This window comes from Agrobacterium tumefaciens (assembly GCF_005221385.1).
GTDB lineage: Bacteria > Pseudomonadota > Alphaproteobacteria > Rhizobiales > Rhizobiaceae > Agrobacterium > Agrobacterium tomkonis.
Map to the genome: position 1 here is coordinate 2,480,141 of NZ_CP039903.1, position 15,526 is coordinate 2,495,666.

11 protein-coding genes are annotated in these 15,526 nt (G+C 59.4%); 8 read left to right on the top strand and 3 right to left on the bottom strand.

All coding sequences use genetic code 11. The features are described from left to right. The first annotated feature begins 15 nt into the window (after positions 1–15). From CFBP6623_RS12480 to CFBP6623_RS12490, 3 genes are read left to right on the top strand one after another with little or no spacing between them, the layout of a single operon-like run. Positions 16–1,038 carry an SIS domain-containing protein gene (locus CFBP6623_RS12480; protein WP_046799516.1) on the top strand — a complete coding sequence of 341 codons (1,023 nt, stop codon included), beginning with the start codon at positions 16–18 and terminating at the stop codon, positions 1,036–1,038. Beyond that, the gene (gene nagA, locus CFBP6623_RS12485) at positions 1,035–2,201 is read left to right on the top strand and encodes an N-acetylglucosamine-6-phosphate deacetylase (RefSeq protein WP_062654427.1); all 1,167 of its coding nucleotides are present in this window, start codon (positions 1,035–1,037) and stop codon (positions 2,199–2,201) included. The genes CFBP6623_RS12480 and nagA overlap by 4 nt, the downstream gene beginning before the upstream one ends. A 3-nt stretch (positions 2,202–2,204) precedes the next feature. After that, a complete protein-coding gene (locus CFBP6623_RS12490) occupies positions 2,205–3,131 on the top strand; it encodes an ROK family protein (RefSeq protein ID WP_046799518.1) in 927 nt (308 codons plus the stop codon). 6 nt (positions 3,132–3,137) lie between these two features. Here CFBP6623_RS12490 and CFBP6623_RS12495 read toward each other — a convergent pair whose 3' ends face one another. Together CFBP6623_RS12495 and CFBP6623_RS12500 are read right to left on the bottom strand one after the other, a co-directional pair. Next, the gene (locus CFBP6623_RS12495) at positions 3,138–4,391 is read right to left on the bottom strand and encodes an FAD-dependent oxidoreductase (protein ID WP_046799519.1); all 1,254 of its coding nucleotides are present in this window, start codon (positions 4,389–4,391) and stop codon (positions 3,138–3,140) included. Between the two features lie 33 nt (positions 4,392–4,424). Further along, positions 4,425–5,126, bottom strand: a complete 702-nt coding sequence (locus CFBP6623_RS12500; RefSeq protein ID WP_046799520.1) for a phosphatase PAP2 family protein — start codon at positions 5,124–5,126, stop codon at positions 4,425–4,427. Between the two features lie 186 nt (positions 5,127–5,312). On the opposite strand from CFBP6623_RS12500, the gene CFBP6623_RS12505 reads away from it, so the two are divergent. Further along, complete coding sequence (locus tag CFBP6623_RS12505) at positions 5,313–6,506, top strand: 1-deoxy-D-xylulose-5-phosphate reductoisomerase (RefSeq protein ID WP_046799521.1); 1,194 nt, start codon at positions 5,313–5,315, stop codon at positions 6,504–6,506. 35 nt (positions 6,507–6,541) lie between these two features. On the opposite strand, the gene hemA is transcribed toward CFBP6623_RS12505, so the two are convergent. Next, positions 6,542–7,759, bottom strand: a complete 1,218-nt coding sequence (gene hemA / locus CFBP6623_RS12510; protein ID WP_046799522.1) for a 5-aminolevulinate synthase — start codon at positions 7,757–7,759, stop codon at positions 6,542–6,544. A gap of 371 nt (positions 7,760–8,130) precedes the next feature. Between hemA and CFBP6623_RS12515 the strand changes: the two genes are divergently transcribed. From CFBP6623_RS12515 to CFBP6623_RS12530, 4 genes are all read left to right on the top strand, one after another. Then, a complete protein-coding gene (locus CFBP6623_RS12515; protein WP_003492347.1) occupies positions 8,131–8,382 on the top strand; it encodes a YMGG-like glycine zipper-containing protein in 252 nt (83 codons plus the stop codon). 175 nt (positions 8,383–8,557) lie between these two features. Then, the gene (locus CFBP6623_RS12520; protein ID WP_046799523.1) at positions 8,558–10,483 is read left to right on the top strand and encodes an autotransporter assembly complex protein TamA; all 1,926 of its coding nucleotides are present in this window, start codon (positions 8,558–8,560) and stop codon (positions 10,481–10,483) included. A 45-nt stretch (positions 10,484–10,528) separates the two neighbouring features. Further along, positions 10,529–14,689 carry a translocation/assembly module TamB domain-containing protein gene (locus tag CFBP6623_RS12525; RefSeq protein ID WP_046799524.1) on the top strand — a complete coding sequence of 1,387 codons (4,161 nt, stop codon included), beginning with the start codon at positions 10,529–10,531 and terminating at the stop codon, positions 14,687–14,689. Positions 14,690–14,953: 264 nt separating this feature from the next. After that, positions 14,954–15,430: a chemotaxis protein CheW gene (locus CFBP6623_RS12530; protein WP_003504949.1), complete on the top strand. Its 477-nt coding sequence runs from the start codon at positions 14,954–14,956 to the stop codon at positions 15,428–15,430. Positions 15,431–15,526: the final 96 nt, after the last annotated feature.

Here is a 15,526-nt window from a genome sequence, read left to right on the forward strand (position 1 = left end):
CAAGGACACGAAACGATGACAACCCTGATGCGCCAGGAAATCAACGAGATTCCCGATGCCGTCGCCCGTCTGCTGGACAATGCGAAAAATGATTTTCAGGAAGCCGGCAGCCAGCTGAAGGCCCGCGATCCAGCCGTTATCGTCACGATTGCGCGCGGATCCTCAGATCACGCCGCGCATTTCCTGAAATATGCGATCGAATTGCAGACCGGACTGCCGGTCGCGTCGCTCGGGCCCTCGCTCGCCTCGATCTACCAGACGAAACTGCGGCTGGAACGGGCGGCGGCCTTCGCCGTGTCGCAATCGGGCAAAAGCCCTGATATCGTTGCGCTGGCGGAAAGCGCCCGCAAGGGCGGAGCGCTCACCTTCTCTCTCGTCAACACCCTGCCCTCTCCGCTTGGCAATGCGGCCAATCAGGCCATCGACATTCAGGCGGGACCGGAAAAAGCGGTCGCCGCCACCAAATCCTTCGTCAACTCCATCGTTGCCGGCCTCGCGATCCTTGCCGAGTGGACGGAAGACAGCCTGCTCGCCAAAGCCGTCAGCGACCTGCCGCAGAATTTCGCAAGAGCCGTTGCGCTGGACTGGAGCCAGATTGCCGAGGCGGTGAAGGGCGAAGAATCGCTTTATATGCTGGGCCGAGGCCCTGCCCTTGCCATTGCCGCAGAAGCCGCGCTGAAATGCAAGGAAACCTGCGAACTGCACGCGGAAGCCTACTCCTCGGCGGAAGTCATGCATGGCCCTGTTTCGCTGGTCACCCCGAAATTCCCGGTCATCGCCTTTGCCGCACGCGACCGCGCCGAGACTTCGGTGACGGATATCGCCGCAAATCTTGCCCATAAGGGCGCAAATGTTTTCGTCACATCCGCAAAAGGCAGCCCGGCCAAGCCCCTGCCCTTCGTCGAGACCAACCATCCGCTGACCGATGCCCTGTTGCTCATCGCGCCGTTTTACGGCTTCATCGAGCAATTGTCGCGCGCACGCGGCTTCAACCCGGATGCGCCGGCGGCATTGAAGAAGGTAACGGAAACCCAATGAGCGGCATAAAGGCATTTGTCGGCGCCCGTATTTTCGATGGCGCCGCCTGGCATGATGGCAAGGCGCTACTGACCAGCGACGGACATGTCACCGCCATCTCACACAACGTGCCTGCCGAAGCCGAAGTGATTGATGCGAACGGATTGCTCATCGCGCCGGGCTTCATAGACCTTCAGGTCAATGGCGGCGGCGGGGTCATGTTCAACAACCAGCCGGATGTGGCCGGCATCGCGCGCATCTGCTCCGCCCACGCAAAATTCGGCACCACGGCGCTGATGGTCACGCTCATCACCGACCAGCCGGATGTGACCTCCAAAGCGGCACAGGCGGGCATCGCCGCCAGTACGGCAAATGTGCCGGGTTTCCTCGGTCTGCATTTCGAGGGGCCACATCTTTCGGTCGCACGCAAGGGCACCCATGATCCGGCGCTGATCCGAAAGATGGAAGCAGCCGATCTTGAGGTTCTGACCCGTTGCAAGGCGGAGCTCGCCTTCGTGCTGACCACCATTGCGCCGGAGAACGTCACCAAGGAGCAGGTTACAATGCTCCGAAAAGCAGGCATCGTCGTCAGCCTCGGCCACACCGACACAGGTCTCGATGTGGCGACGGCCTATGCTGATGCCGGCGCTTCCATGGTAACCCATCTCTTCAACGCCATGAGCCCGCTTGGCCATCGCGAACCCGGTCTGGTGGGAGCCGCACTCTCGAACGGAAAACTGGATTGCGGGCTGATCGCCGATGGTTTCCATGTCGATCCGGCCGCAATCGGCATTGCGCTGCGCGCCAAGAACGGCCCCGCCCGCATCTTCCTCGTCACAGATGCCATGTCCACCATCGGCACGGATGATGACGGCTTCGAACTGAACGGCAGGCGCGTCTACCGCAATGGCGGACGCCTTACACTCGCCGATGGCACGCTGGCGGGGGCGGATATCGACATGCTCTCCTGCATCCGTTTCATGCATGAGAAGATGGACCTGCCGCTGGAGGAAGCCTTGAGAATGGCCTCCGCTTATCCGGCAGAAGCCATCGGTGCGACGGCTAAGGGAAAACTCCAGACCGGTTCCGATGCGGATTTCGTCGTGCTGACACCAGACCTTCAAATGCACTCCACATGGATCGGCGGAGAAAAAATCCACGATGCAGCGCGCTCCGGAGCCTGAACAATGATCGTTTGTTTCGATATTGGCGGAACGACCATCAAGGGGGCCATTGCTTATGCCCCCGATGATATTCGCCCCGTGCCGCGCATACCGACACCGAAAACCAGTTTCGAGGATTTCGCAGCCGGCCTGAAGTCCGTCATCGACGAGAGCGGCGGTTCGCCCGCCTGCGTGTCGCTGTCGATTGCCGGCGTCATCGATCCCGAAACCGGCAAGGCCACCGTTGCCAATATTCAGAGTATCCATGGCAGGGTGCTGAAGGACGAGTTGGAAAAAGCGCTCAACCTTCCTGTCATCGTTTCAAACGATGCCGATTGTTTCGTGATCGCCGAATCGGAAATCGGTTCCGGACAGGGCCATCGTGTCGTCTTCGGCGTCATCCTCGGAACGGGTGTCGGCGGCGGGCTGGTCATCGATGGCAGGCTCATCAACAGCGATGGCGGTTTCGCCGGTGAATGGGGCCATGGGCCGGTGGCTGCCACATTGGCGGGCAACCCGCCGGTAGCGCTACCGCGTTTTGAGTGCGGCTGTGGCCTCACCGGTTGCGTCGATGCGATCGGCAGCGCCCGCGGCATGGAAAAACTGCATTTGCATCTTCACCGGCAGGAGATGACCAGCGAGGACATCATCTCCGCCTGGCAGGCGGGCGATGCGCAGGCCGCGAGAACCATCGATGTTCTCATTGATATTCTCGCCTCACCATTGGCGATGGTGATCAACGTCACCGGCGCAACCATCGTGCCTGTCGGCGGTGGGCTTTCGAATTCACGAGAGCTTCTGATCGCTCTGGACGAAGCGGTCAGGGGCCGCGTTCTCCGGCGTTTCAATCGCCCGCTGGTCGTGCCTGCCATTTGCCGGATCGAGCCGGGGCTGATCGGTTCCGCCGTCATCGGACTGAAATATGAGAAGGAAATCGCCGTCCCTGCCTGAGCGGTCTTATGTCTCGATCTTTTCCCGGCGGAAGCCCAGCCCGACCAGCCGCCCGGTCAAATGGGCAAGAAGCGGAAATCGCATGAGCGCCAGCACGAGGGCCGGCGGACCTTTCGGCTTTTCCGACTCCTCCGCCTGCCCCTTCTTGCGACCGATACGCATCATCCGCTGCAGAAATTGCGTGGCCTTGGTTGGGAAGGATCGCCGTTTTTCGATTGCGGCGAGATCATCGTCACCAACGGGCCGGCCGGACAAAAATACCGGCACGAGCACGTTGGCAGCGGCAACGGCATCCTGAACGGCCAGATTGACGCCGACACCGCCAACCGGCGACATGGCATGGGCCGCGTCCCCAATGCAGATCAGACCGGGTTTCCACCAACGCTTCAGCCGGTCGATGCGAACGGTCAGGAGATGCACGTCATCCCAGCTCTTAAGCTCGTCAAGCCTCTCGCGCGGGAAAGGGCAAATTTCCGCCACCCTGTCCCTGAACGCTTCAAGTCCCTGCAGCTTTATGTCCGCGAAAAAGCCTTTGCGCACCACATAACCGCATTGCCAGTAATCACCCCGGTTGATCATCACGAACCCCTGCCGCGAACCGACGTGTCCCATGGTTTCGGTCGAATCACCCGGCTGCTTCGAAAGGCGCATCCACAGCACCTCGGTCGGAATACCGAACCGCTGGATTTCGAGCCCCGCCGCCTCCCGGACTATGGAAGTGCGGCCATCCGCACCCACCACCAGATCAGCGGCAATCTCGATCACACCATCAGGTGTATTGACGATGAGACCGCCGACACGCCCGGCGCGCTCGATCAGGCTGGTGACCGGCGCATTCATAAGCAGCCGGAAGTTCTCATATTGCCCGGCCTTGCCGACGATGAAATTGAGAAAATCCCATTGCGGCATGAAGGCGATGAAACGATGGCGGACCGGCAGCCGGGAAAAATCCGCAATCGTGATACGCTCGCCGCCGATAACCGCGTTCAGCCGTGCCGCACGCGTATGCGGCAGGCTCAGGAACTCCTCGATGAAACCCAGCTGCTCCATCAGTTCAAGTGTGGAGGGATGAATGGTGTCGCCGCGAAAATCGCGCAGGAAATCCCCGTGTTTCTCGACCACCGTTACATCGATACCGCTGCGCGCAAGCAGCAGGCCAAGCATCACACCCGCCGGCCCACCGCCGGCAATGGCAACGGAGGTATGGATGTACTGAACCGCCTTACCGTCATTTTCCGGCACGACCTTCGCTTCTTCCATCACATCTCTCCGTTTCCGCCCCGTTAAACGTCCCTATCGTGGATCCGCCACCGGAAGATTTGCATTTTTCGGCTGCGGCCAACCATAGGCATCGAACCGAAACAGCATTTCGGACCGAGCAAAGATAAAAGCGAAGGCCATGGCCGTCCACATACCGAGCAGCAGCCCCACGGCGACATCGCTTGGATAATGCGCGCCAACGATGACACGCGAAACGCCGATGACAAGGGCGAGCAAAAGAAACGCCCAGCGGAAGCGCGGCATCAGCATGGCGAAAACGCCGAAAAACGCACCGGCAGCGGTCGAATGACCGGAGGGAAAGCTTTCATAGAGATTATCCCCGGTAAACGGCGTGAGGCTATAGGCCCCCATTTCCAGGAAAAGCTCCGGCCGCGCCCGCCCGATCAGGAATTTCAGCGTGTGGACGAGAATGCTCGCCGTTCCGATCGTCAGGAAAAAATAGGCGAGAAGCCGCCATGCGGTTCTCAAGCGACCGGCATAGGTCTGCGCCTGCAAAACCCGTGCGCCGACATAGGCAAGAATGGCAAGGGCGCCCGTGGAATAAAGCATCCAGCTGAAGGTTCCGAAATCGGTGATGGCGCGATTGAAGGAGACGATCGTTCCGGGCAGGGCCTGCGCGCTTTCGGAAAGACGTGGATCGAGAGGAATAAAGACCAGCACCAGCACAAGGCTTGCCGCAAAAATCCATCCGCTGGAAACCAGGAAACGTCGCATCTAAGTCCTCTCATCGTTTTTCTTGCATATGGCTTTGCCATCCGCAAAAACAATAGCCGGGCTTTATCCTTGTTATGGCTGATTTTCGCGAGTAGAGGCTAGTGCATGTCACCGAAACTGTGCAGCGGTTTCGCAAGAATGGCATGCTCTAAAAGGTGCGAACCGCACAATACCAACGGACCGAAGATGACGAATGCCAGTGAAATGCCACGCAAACTGACGATATTGGGTTCGACCGGTTCGATCGGCACCAACACGCTGGATGTCGTGCGTCAGCTCGGTGGCCGCGACCAATTCCAGATCATGGCGCTGACTGGCGCGGGAAACATCGCACTTCTGGCAGAGCAGGCGCGTCAATTCGGCGCACAGATGGTGGTGACGGCCGAAGATGACAAATATGAAGCATTGAAATCAGCCCTTGCCGGCACCGGCATAAAAGTTGCCGCTGGCAAATCAGGCCTTGAAGAAGCCGCGTCGATGGATGCCGGCTGGGTGATGGCGGCGATTGCCGGGACGCCCGGCCTTGCCCCGACGCTGACAGCCGCCCGGCGCGGCGCCGATATCGCCCTTGCCAACAAGGAATGCCTCGTTTCAGCCGGTGATGTTTTTCTGCGCACGGTCAAACAGGGCGGCGGCAGGCTGATCCCGGTCGACAGCGAACACAGCGCGATCTTCCAGTGCCTGACGGGCGACCACAAACAGGCCGTGGAACGCATCGTGCTGACGGCCTCCGGCGGTCCGTTCCGCACCTGGTCACGCGACGAGATGGCCAATGTAACGGCCGATATTGCCCGCGCCCATCCCAACTGGTCGATGGGGCTGAAGGTATCCATCGGCAGCGCCTCCATGTTCAACAAGGGGCTGGAAATGATCGAGGCGAAATATCTCTTCGATCTCCGGCCCGATCAGGTGGAGGTGATCGTCCACCCGCAGTCGATCATACATTCAATGGTCGGTTACACCGACGGCTCCTATATCGCCCAGCTCGGTTCGCCAGACATGCGCACCGCCATCTCCTATGCCCTTACCTATCCTGAGCGCGGTAATCTCAGCGTGGAACGACTGGATTTCGCAAAACTGGCGCGGCTCGATTTCGAGGCACCGGATGAAGCCCGCTTCCCCGCGTTGCGGCTCGCCCGTATGGCGCTGGAGCGTGGTGGTTTGCAGGGCGCGGCCCTGAACGCAGCCGAAGAGACCGCCTTTCACGCCTTCGTCGCGGGCGGCATCGGCTTCCTCGACATGGCCGAAATCGTCGAAACGGTCATGGACCGCATGCATGACGGCCGCTCCGCCTCCACGATTGAAGATGTGTTTACGGCGGACGAAGAAGCCCGCCGCCACGCCCGCAAGTTGATCTCCACCAAAGAAAAGGCCGCGTAAACGCGGCCCTGTCTGCTTTTATTTGAGCTACGGCTTCACGCCACCGCCCGCGCCAACGCGCAATGCGACCAGAGCTGATGCAGCGCACCAACCAGCTGCTCAATATCGGCATCGCTATGCAGCGGTGTCGGGGTGATGCGCAGGCGCTCGGTCTTGCGCGGCACGGTCGGATAATTGATCGGCTGCACATAGACGCCGTGATTGTCGAGCAGGATATCCGAAATCCACTTGCACTTGGCGGCATCGCCGACCATGACCGGTACGATGTGGCTCGGATTGTCCATATGCGGAATACCGCGCGCGTCCAGAAGGCCGCGCAGCTTGCGCACCCGGTCCTGATGGCGGGCGCGCTCGAAAGGGCTGGCCTTCAGATGCTGGATCGAGGCAATGGCGCCGGCAGCGAGCGACGGCGGCAGGGCCGTGGTGAAGATGAAACCGGAGGCGAAAGAGCGAATGAAGTCGCAGACCGCAGTGGAGCCGGTAATATAACCACCCATCACGCCGAAGGCCTTGCCAAGCGTTCCTTCGATGATCGTCAGGCGATCCATCAGGCCTTCGCGCTCGGCAATGCCGCCACCGCGCGGGCCATACATGCCAACGGCGTGAACCTCGTCGAGATAGGTCATGGCACTATAACGATCGGCCAGATCACAGATTTCCTTGATAGGCGCGATATCGCCATCCATCGAATAGACCGATTCAAAGGCGATCAGTTTCGGCGCATCTGGATCAGCGGCCTTGAGCTTTGCCTCGAGATCTTCGAGATCGTTGTGCTTCCAGATCACCCGTTCGCAACGACCGTAACGGATACCCTCGATCATCGATGCATGGTTGAGCGCATCGGAGAAAATGATGAGGCCCGGAATCTTCTGGCCGAGTGTGCCGAGGGTGGCCCAGTTGGACACATAACCCGAGGTGAAGATCAGCGCCGATTCCTTGCCGTGCAGATCGGCAAGTTCCTGTTCAAGAAGCACATGGTAATGGTTGGTACCAGAAATATTCCGGGTGCCTCCCGCACCCGCGCCACAGTGATCGATCGCCGCTTTCATGGCTTCGATGACTTTCGGGTTCTGGCCCATGCCGAGATAGTCGTTGGAGCACCAGACCGTTACGTCCTTGCGCTCGCCATTGGCGTTATACCGTGTCGCGCGGGGAAAATTGCCCTGCTGGCGTTCGATATCCGCAAAAACGCGATAACGTCCCTCAGAATGCAGGCTTTGCAGTTCCGTCGTGAAAAATGCCTCGAAGTCCATGCCATGCTCCAGAATTGACCAGACCGTTTTCCGCTCCGACACCGGGACCGTCAACCCTTTCGGGCCACTTTAACCGCGTCTGCGTCAATTCGCCGTTGTTTTGAACCATTCCAATAAACCGTTTATAGCCGCCGATGAAAAGTACAAAATTGATTCACATCAAAAAACCACGAATTTTGGAACCTTTTTCGCGTAGCTCCGTTGTCTGGCACGCAATCGATTTACGCGCGGAGGAATCCCCGAAACATGAGGCTTCCCTTAACGGCATCGAATTGTTAGTTATCTGTGGCGGTCGGAGGTAGCAGTCGCCGCAGATAAATATGGGACGCCTACCGAGCCGAAGAGCTCATTGTAACGTTGGAGAGAGTTTCATGAAAAAGGCAATCATATTTGCGCTGGTCGGCCTGTCGCTTGCAAGCTGCACGCAGACCGAAAAGGGTGCTTCGATCGGTGCCGTTTCCGGTGCGGTCCTTGGCGGCGCTATCACGGGCAATGTTCGTGGCGCGGCAGTGGGTGCGGCCATCGGCGGCGTGGGCGGCGCCTTGATCGGCAATGCTTCCGAGCCGGGCTATTGCTATTATCGCGACCAGTACGGTCAGCGTTACACGGCGCGTTGCCGTTAATCGCACCGCGAAATACCGTTGCACAGAAGCCCCGGTCACCCGGGGCTTTTTGCGTTAAGGCGGGCAAAACGCAAGCCAAAGGGTCCTCAACGCCGTTTATTTATGATTAAATTGCAATGTTAACGGACAGGAAACGGGTTGGAGCCAAAATAAATGCTCAACCATAAAGCAGCTTATGCGAAGAACACGAACTAACCCGAAGACAGGTATTGCGTATCGGAAAGCTGGCACCGCACTTGCGGTTGCTTTCACGTTCGCCCTGTATCCGGCGTTTACCCGTGACGCCTTTGCCTTCAAACTGTTCGGTATGCGCCTTTGGGGTTCGGAAGAACCTGAGGTCGAGGTTATCAATCCCGTCAAATACGCCATCACGCTTGACGCTCCCGATGCCGATAAGTCCCTTAAAGGCAGCCTCGAAAACAGCTCACTTCTTCTCGCCGACAAGGACAAGCCCGCCTCCGGCGATCTCGGCCTTCTGATAAAGGCAAGAGACGACAGGGACAGACTGATTGCAGCACTTTACGAAAACGCCCGTTACGGCGGCATCGTCAAGGTCACCGTCGCCGGCAAGGATGTGGATGCCCTGCCGCCCAATCCCGTCTTTGATCACAGCGCGCCCGTACCGGTGGTCATAACGGTGACGCCGGGTCCGAAATTCACGCTGGGCAGCGTCCGGCTTGAAGGCGATGTGACGGGCCGCGACCTAGAGGAATACGGTCTGACCACCGGCGGCGAGGCCGGGTCTCTGGCAATCATCCGCGCCGGCAACAAGCTGATCGACGATCTGAAGGCCGAAGGCCGTCCGCTTGCCAAGCTGACGAAACGCGAGGCGGTGGCAAACCACGCGACAAATACGGTTGACATTACCATGGCAGCAGACGGCGGGCCGGTTGCCCCACTGGGCACGGTTACCGTAACAGGCGAAAAAACCGTCGATGGCGATTTCATCCGCCGTTATTCGCGCCTCAATGGCGGCGAACCCTATTCGCCGGAAAAGCTGCGCAAGGCCGCGGACCGGCTGCGCCAGCTGGGCGTCTTTTCCAGCCTGACGATCAAGGAAGCCGGCACGCTGGCGCGCGACGGCACCATTCCGCTCGCCATCGAAGTGTCTGAAGGCAAGCACCGTTATTTCGGTGTCGGCGCCCAATATTCCACCACGGAAGGCATCGGCCTTCAGGGTTATTGGGGCCACAGAAACCTTTTCGGACAGGCGGAATCGCTGCGTATCGAAGGCTCGGTCTCGCGCATCGCCGAGGCATCAAGCGTCGAAGGCATGGATTATTCGGCGGGCATCACCTTCACCAAGCCCGGCATGTTCAATCCGCGCACCACGTTCAAGACCAGCCTGATTGCCAAGACCGAACATCCCGATACATACGACGCCAAGACCGTGACGGGCACGGCCGGTTTCGCCTACGAGCTGAACGATACCGATACCGCCGCAGCCGGCCTTGAGGTGCAATGGGCCGATACGGAAGATGCATTCGGCAAGAACGAATATCTCACCACCTCCATTCCGCTGGAATTCGTTCGCGACACACGCGACGACAAGCTCAATCCGACCGAAGGCTTTCGCGCATCGCTGGCCGCCAAGCCGAGCTATGAAGCGCTGAACGGCACCTTCTTTTCCTCTTTCGAAGGCTCTATTTCGGGCTACAAGGGGCTTGGCGCCGAGGACCGGCTGATCATGGCCGGAAAGCTTTCCGGCGGTGTGCTGGTCGGCGGCAGCGATCTGCAGGACATACCCACCACCAGGCGCTTTTATGCCGGCGGCGGCGGATCGGTACGCGGCTACAGCTATCAGGAAATATCGCCCTATAATGCCGCCGGCGACGCGACGGGCGGCCGCTCCTATGTGGTCGGCTCCGTTGAGGCCCGCATCAAGGTCACGGATACGATCGGCATCGTGCCCTTCATCGATGCGGGTGTGGTTTCGGATGAAGTGACACCCGATTTTTCCGATATCCGGGCGGGCGCCGGCATCGGCCTGCGTTACGCGACGCCCTTCGGGCCTCTGCGTCTCGACGTCGCCATGCCGCTTGATAAATATGATGGTGGTAACAGTTTCGGCATTTATGCTGGCATCGGCCAGTCTTTTTAAACGCCGCCATCGAACACCCTTAAAACAGAGTGTAGATTACCTTTGATGAAAACGTTGATTCGATTGCTGAAATGGCTGGGCTACGTTGCCTTGTGTGGCGTGGTGCTGGTGCTGCTTGCGGTTCTGTTCGTCGGGTTTACGCCGATGGGCGCCAGAATTGCCGCAAAGCAGATTTCAACACTTGTATCGACGCCCGATCAGACGATCGAGATTTCTCCCCCGAGCGGCCTTTTGACAGGCCGCCTCCGGCTCGACAACGTCACCCTTTCGGACCGGCAGGGACCCTATGCCCGCGTGAACCAGATCGCCGTCGACTGGTCGCCGCTCTCGCTTCTTGCCGGAACCTTTCATGCCGACCGGGTCTCGGCCGGATCGATCGATGTCGAGCGTAAACCGCTAGCCTCCGAGCAGACGACCACCAAAAGCTCCGGTAGTTCTTCGCTGCCGATTGAAGTCGGCATCGATAATTTCAGCTTTCCAGATATCAGCCTTGGGCAATCACTTCTCGGCAGCCCTTTCGAGTTGACGGCCGAAGGCAATCTCAAGGCCGCCCGGGACGATATCAGGCTGTCACTTACGGCCCATCGGATGAATGCGGTGGATGCCGCCGTGAATGCCGACATCGCCTTTTTGCCAAATGAAAATGTGCTGAAGCTGAAAGCGGAAATGAAGGAGCCCGAAGGCGGGCTTCTCGCCACGCTGCTTTCGCTGCCTGGTACGCCCGCCGTGGCGATCGACGTGAACGGCGAAGGACCGCTTTCCAACTGGACCGGTACGCTGCGCGGCAATGTCGCCGGTAACCCCGTCGTCAATGTTAGCGGCCGCCATATTCTTGGCGATGACGGCACGCGCCGTATCGAGATCGCGGGCGGCGGTCAGCCGGATCTGCTCCTCCCCCCCGCCTTCCGCCAGCTTTTTGCCGGCGAGACGAAGCTTGATGCAAACGCCACGCTCTCACAGCAGGGCCGCATCGAAATCGGCAGCAGCACGCTGGAGACCGGCACATTGTTGCTGACTGCTTCCGGCACCATCGATCCGAACGGTCAAAACGATCTTGCCGCCAACCTCATCGGCACCGCCGGTCCCGTCGATTTTCGCTGGCCTCTCAGCAATGGCGAAGTTCAAGCCCTCATCAACGGCCTCGACCTTTCCCTGAAAGGCGACGCGGATGCCGCACATTTGAAGACCACGGCATCATTGCGCAGCCTTGCCCTGCCCCAGGGCCGGCTTGACGATGTCAAACTGACGGCCGAAAGCACCGATCTCAACATTGCCAGCCGTAGCGGCACCATCGCCACCGTCCTGTCGGTTGCGCAATCATCCTTCGTCAGCCCTGATATCGACCGGCTGGTGCGTGCGCCGCTCACCATCAAGGCGCCACTCAGCCTCACCTCTTCCGCCATCGGCTTTGACGGTGCGACGCTCGAAAGCGCCAGCGTCGGCGGAACCCTGAACGGCAGTTTCGATTTCGCCAATAATCGCCTGACCTCCAACGTGCAGCTCTTCGCCCTGCCGGCCACCCTGCCGCCGGCGCTGGCGGAAAAATTCGACACCACAATCGCCCTGCAGGGCGATATCGACCTGACCATTGGCGGGCGCACCAGCGTTGAGAACCTCACCGTCAAATCCGGAACGATCGAGGCGGCAGGCAATGTCAGCCTGGAAAACGATGCGTTAAACGCCAGCCTGACCGGCAAATTCCCAGCTCTCGAAAAGCTGACACCGCAGGCAAAGGGTGTCGCCGAGTTTGCAATCGATGCCAGCGGCGCAATTTCCGCACCGGATTTCAACGTCACCCTCAGTTCTGAAAGCGCGGTTCTCGCCGGACGAACCCTCGAAGCACTGAAAATCAACGCCACAGGCAAGGCTGATCCCACAGCGCCGCAGGCGAAACTCACCGCCAGCGGCAGCCTCGACCGGCAGAAAATCGACGCCAACGCCAACGTGGTGCAAACGGAAAACGGTACGGCGATACCTGAACTGCACGTGGCCGTGGGCCGCAACCTGCTGAACGGGCAGTTGCAATTCTCGCAGCAATTCCTGCCGACGGGTAATCTTTCGTTCAATTTTCCCGATCTTGCCCTGCTGGCCGCACTTGCTGCGCAGCAGGCGGATGGGGATATTGCCGGCGATATCGCCCTGAGCAACGCCAATGGCCGGATTGCCGCAACGATAAAGGCGAATGGCGGCAGCATCCGTCAGGGCACGACGACAATCTCCAAGCTCGCCGCCGATATAGCCATCGATGACCTGCAGGCGCTCGCCATTAACGGCAAGGTCAGTGCCGACAGCGTCAACGCCGGCGCCGCATCGATTTCCGGCCTGAATGCCACCATCGGCCATTCCGGCACGACAACGCAATTCGACGTCAACGGCCGTTACGACAATGCACCGCTGGTGGTGAAGGGCAGCGCCGATACCGGCGGAACACCGATGACGGTAAGGCTCGACACTTTTTCCGCCGCCCCGAAGGGCATAGCCGTGCGGCTTGAAAAACCAAGCACCATTGCCATCCAGAATGGCACGGCGCGGATCTCCGATCTGACCATCATCACCGGCGATGGCCGCATTGAGGTCAACGGCACCGCCGGATCGGCGCTCGACATCAATGCCGATATCCGTTCGCTTCCCGCCAGTCTCGCCAACGCCTTCGCTACCGGGCTGGACGCCGCGGGCAACATATCCGGCACCGTCAGCGCCAAGGGCGCGGCATCCGATCCCTCGGTCGATTATAATCTGAACTGGTCGAATGCCGAAGTCTCGCAGACCCGCGCCGCAGGGCTTGCGGCGCTTGGCATCAAGGCGAACGGCCGTTTTGCCGGCGGCACACTGCAGATCGATACGAATGTAACCGGCCAAGGCGGTATGGCGCTCTCGGGTGGCGGGTCTCTCGGCATCGCCGGCAATCGCCCGCTCTCGATGGCTTTTACCGGCAGGTTGCCCTTTTCCGCCGTTGCGGCGCAGACTGCCGCCCAGGGTCTCGATGTGGATGGCACGGCTGCCATCGACGTGAAAATTTCCGGCAGCGCCACAGCACCTGTTGTTACCGGCAGCATCACCACCGATGGCACACGCCTGACCGACGTGCGCCGGAACCTGACCGTCAACGGACTGGGTGCAACCATCACCTTCGATCGCGACCGCGCTGTCATCTCCCGATTGACGGGTAAACTGGCAGGCGGCGGAACGATTTCAGGAACAGGCAGTATCGGCATTGCTGGCGGATCGGGCTTCCCAGCCGATATTTCAATCACGCTGGATCGCGCCGGCTATAATGACGGAACATTGGTGACCACGGTGGTGAGCGGCACGTTGACGTTGAAAGGTCCGCTGCTGAACTCGCCAGTTCTGGGCGGCAACCTGACGCTGGACAGAAGCGCCATCACCATTCCGGAGAAACTCCCGGCCTCGCTGACGGAAATCGACGTCAAGCACAAGAACGCCCCGCCAAAGGTACGTGCGCAGGCAAAAGCACTCGGTGGCGATCAGGGCGGCAGCGGCAGCTCTTCCACCATCAATCTCGATCTGCAGGTGAATGCACCGAGTGGCATCTTCGTGCGTGGACGTGGCATCGACGCAGAACTGACCGGCAATCTGACGATTCGCGGCACGGCGGCGGTTCCGGTCATTTCCGGTGGCTTTGAAATGCGCCGCGGCCGGTTGGAAATCCTCACCCGTCGTCTTGATTTCACCACCGGCAACATCAGCTTCGGCGGCGGACTCATCCCGGTTCTCGATATGAAGGCGGACTCAACAGTCGGTTCAACCACCGTCACGGTTGCGGTTTCCGGCAATGCCAACGACCCGACATTCGCCTTCTCCTCGGCCCCTGCCCTGCCGCAGGATGAAGTCATGGCCCAGCTGATCTTCGGTCAGTCCATGTCGAAACTCTCCGCCTTGCAGATCGCCCGGCTGGCAGATGCCGCCGCCCAACTGGCTGGCGGTCGCTCAACCTCGCTGTTCGACAAGCTCAGAAGCAATCTCGGCGTCGATGATCTGGATATTTCCACCGATTCAGAGGGTCAGGCCCGCGTTTCCGCCGGCAAATATCTCAATGAGAGAACCTATCTCGAGCTGCAGCAGAGCGGTGAATCCGGTGCCAAAGCCATCATCAACCTCGATGTCGGGCGCGGTGTGAAACTGCGCGGTGAGGCGGGCGGCGATGGCGAAGGTGCAGCCGGTATATTTTACGAGAAAGAATACTAAGCACTCCAGTAAAAGTGCGTAGCGGGTTTACGTCCGGACAATGCGTAAAACAAAAAGAGAGTGTTTTCGCGATTCGAAGAAAACGAAAACACTCCAGAGCCGTTCGCATTTAGGTTTGCGAAACCATCTCATGTTACGAATCTTCCATTGAAGACGGAAATTGTATTTCCGGCTGTTCAGGCACCAGGCAGAACGCCAAATCCGCATATGCAAGTGTCGGTGCACTTGCGCCGGCCTCCACAGCGAGCATTGGGAAGAATTCTGATGGCAATGATAAACTCTACCAATTTTGGCGGTGAGACGCTGGAAATCATCGCGTTCCGCCTGCACGATCAGGAATTCTGCGTGAAGACGACGACTATCCGCGAAATTCGCGGCTGGGCGCCTTCCACGCCTATTCCCCACGCACCGAAAGACGTTATCGGCGTCATGAACCTGCGCGGCTCGGTCATTCCGATCATCGATCTGGCCCACAAGCTCGGCATGAAGAGCACCGTCGCCAATGAGAGAAGCGCCATCGTGGTGGCCGAAGTGCACAACATGGTCATCGGCATGCTGGTTGACCGCGTGTCCGATATCCTGACGATCCCGGCAAACCAGGTTCAGCCGGTTCCGGAAATCTCGGCCTCCTTTGACAAGTCCTATTCCGAAGGCATCATCGCCAACGAACATGGCATGATCTGCTTCCTGAACCTCGCAAAGATGTTCAAGGGCACTGAAGCGGAAGATCTCGCTGCTTAAGCCCGCCTATTGGCGGGCTTCCCCTCAGCGGTTTGCATTCTGACGCAGACAAAAGAGACGAGTCCGTTTCGCTCCCAGTATCGACAATCACGCCAG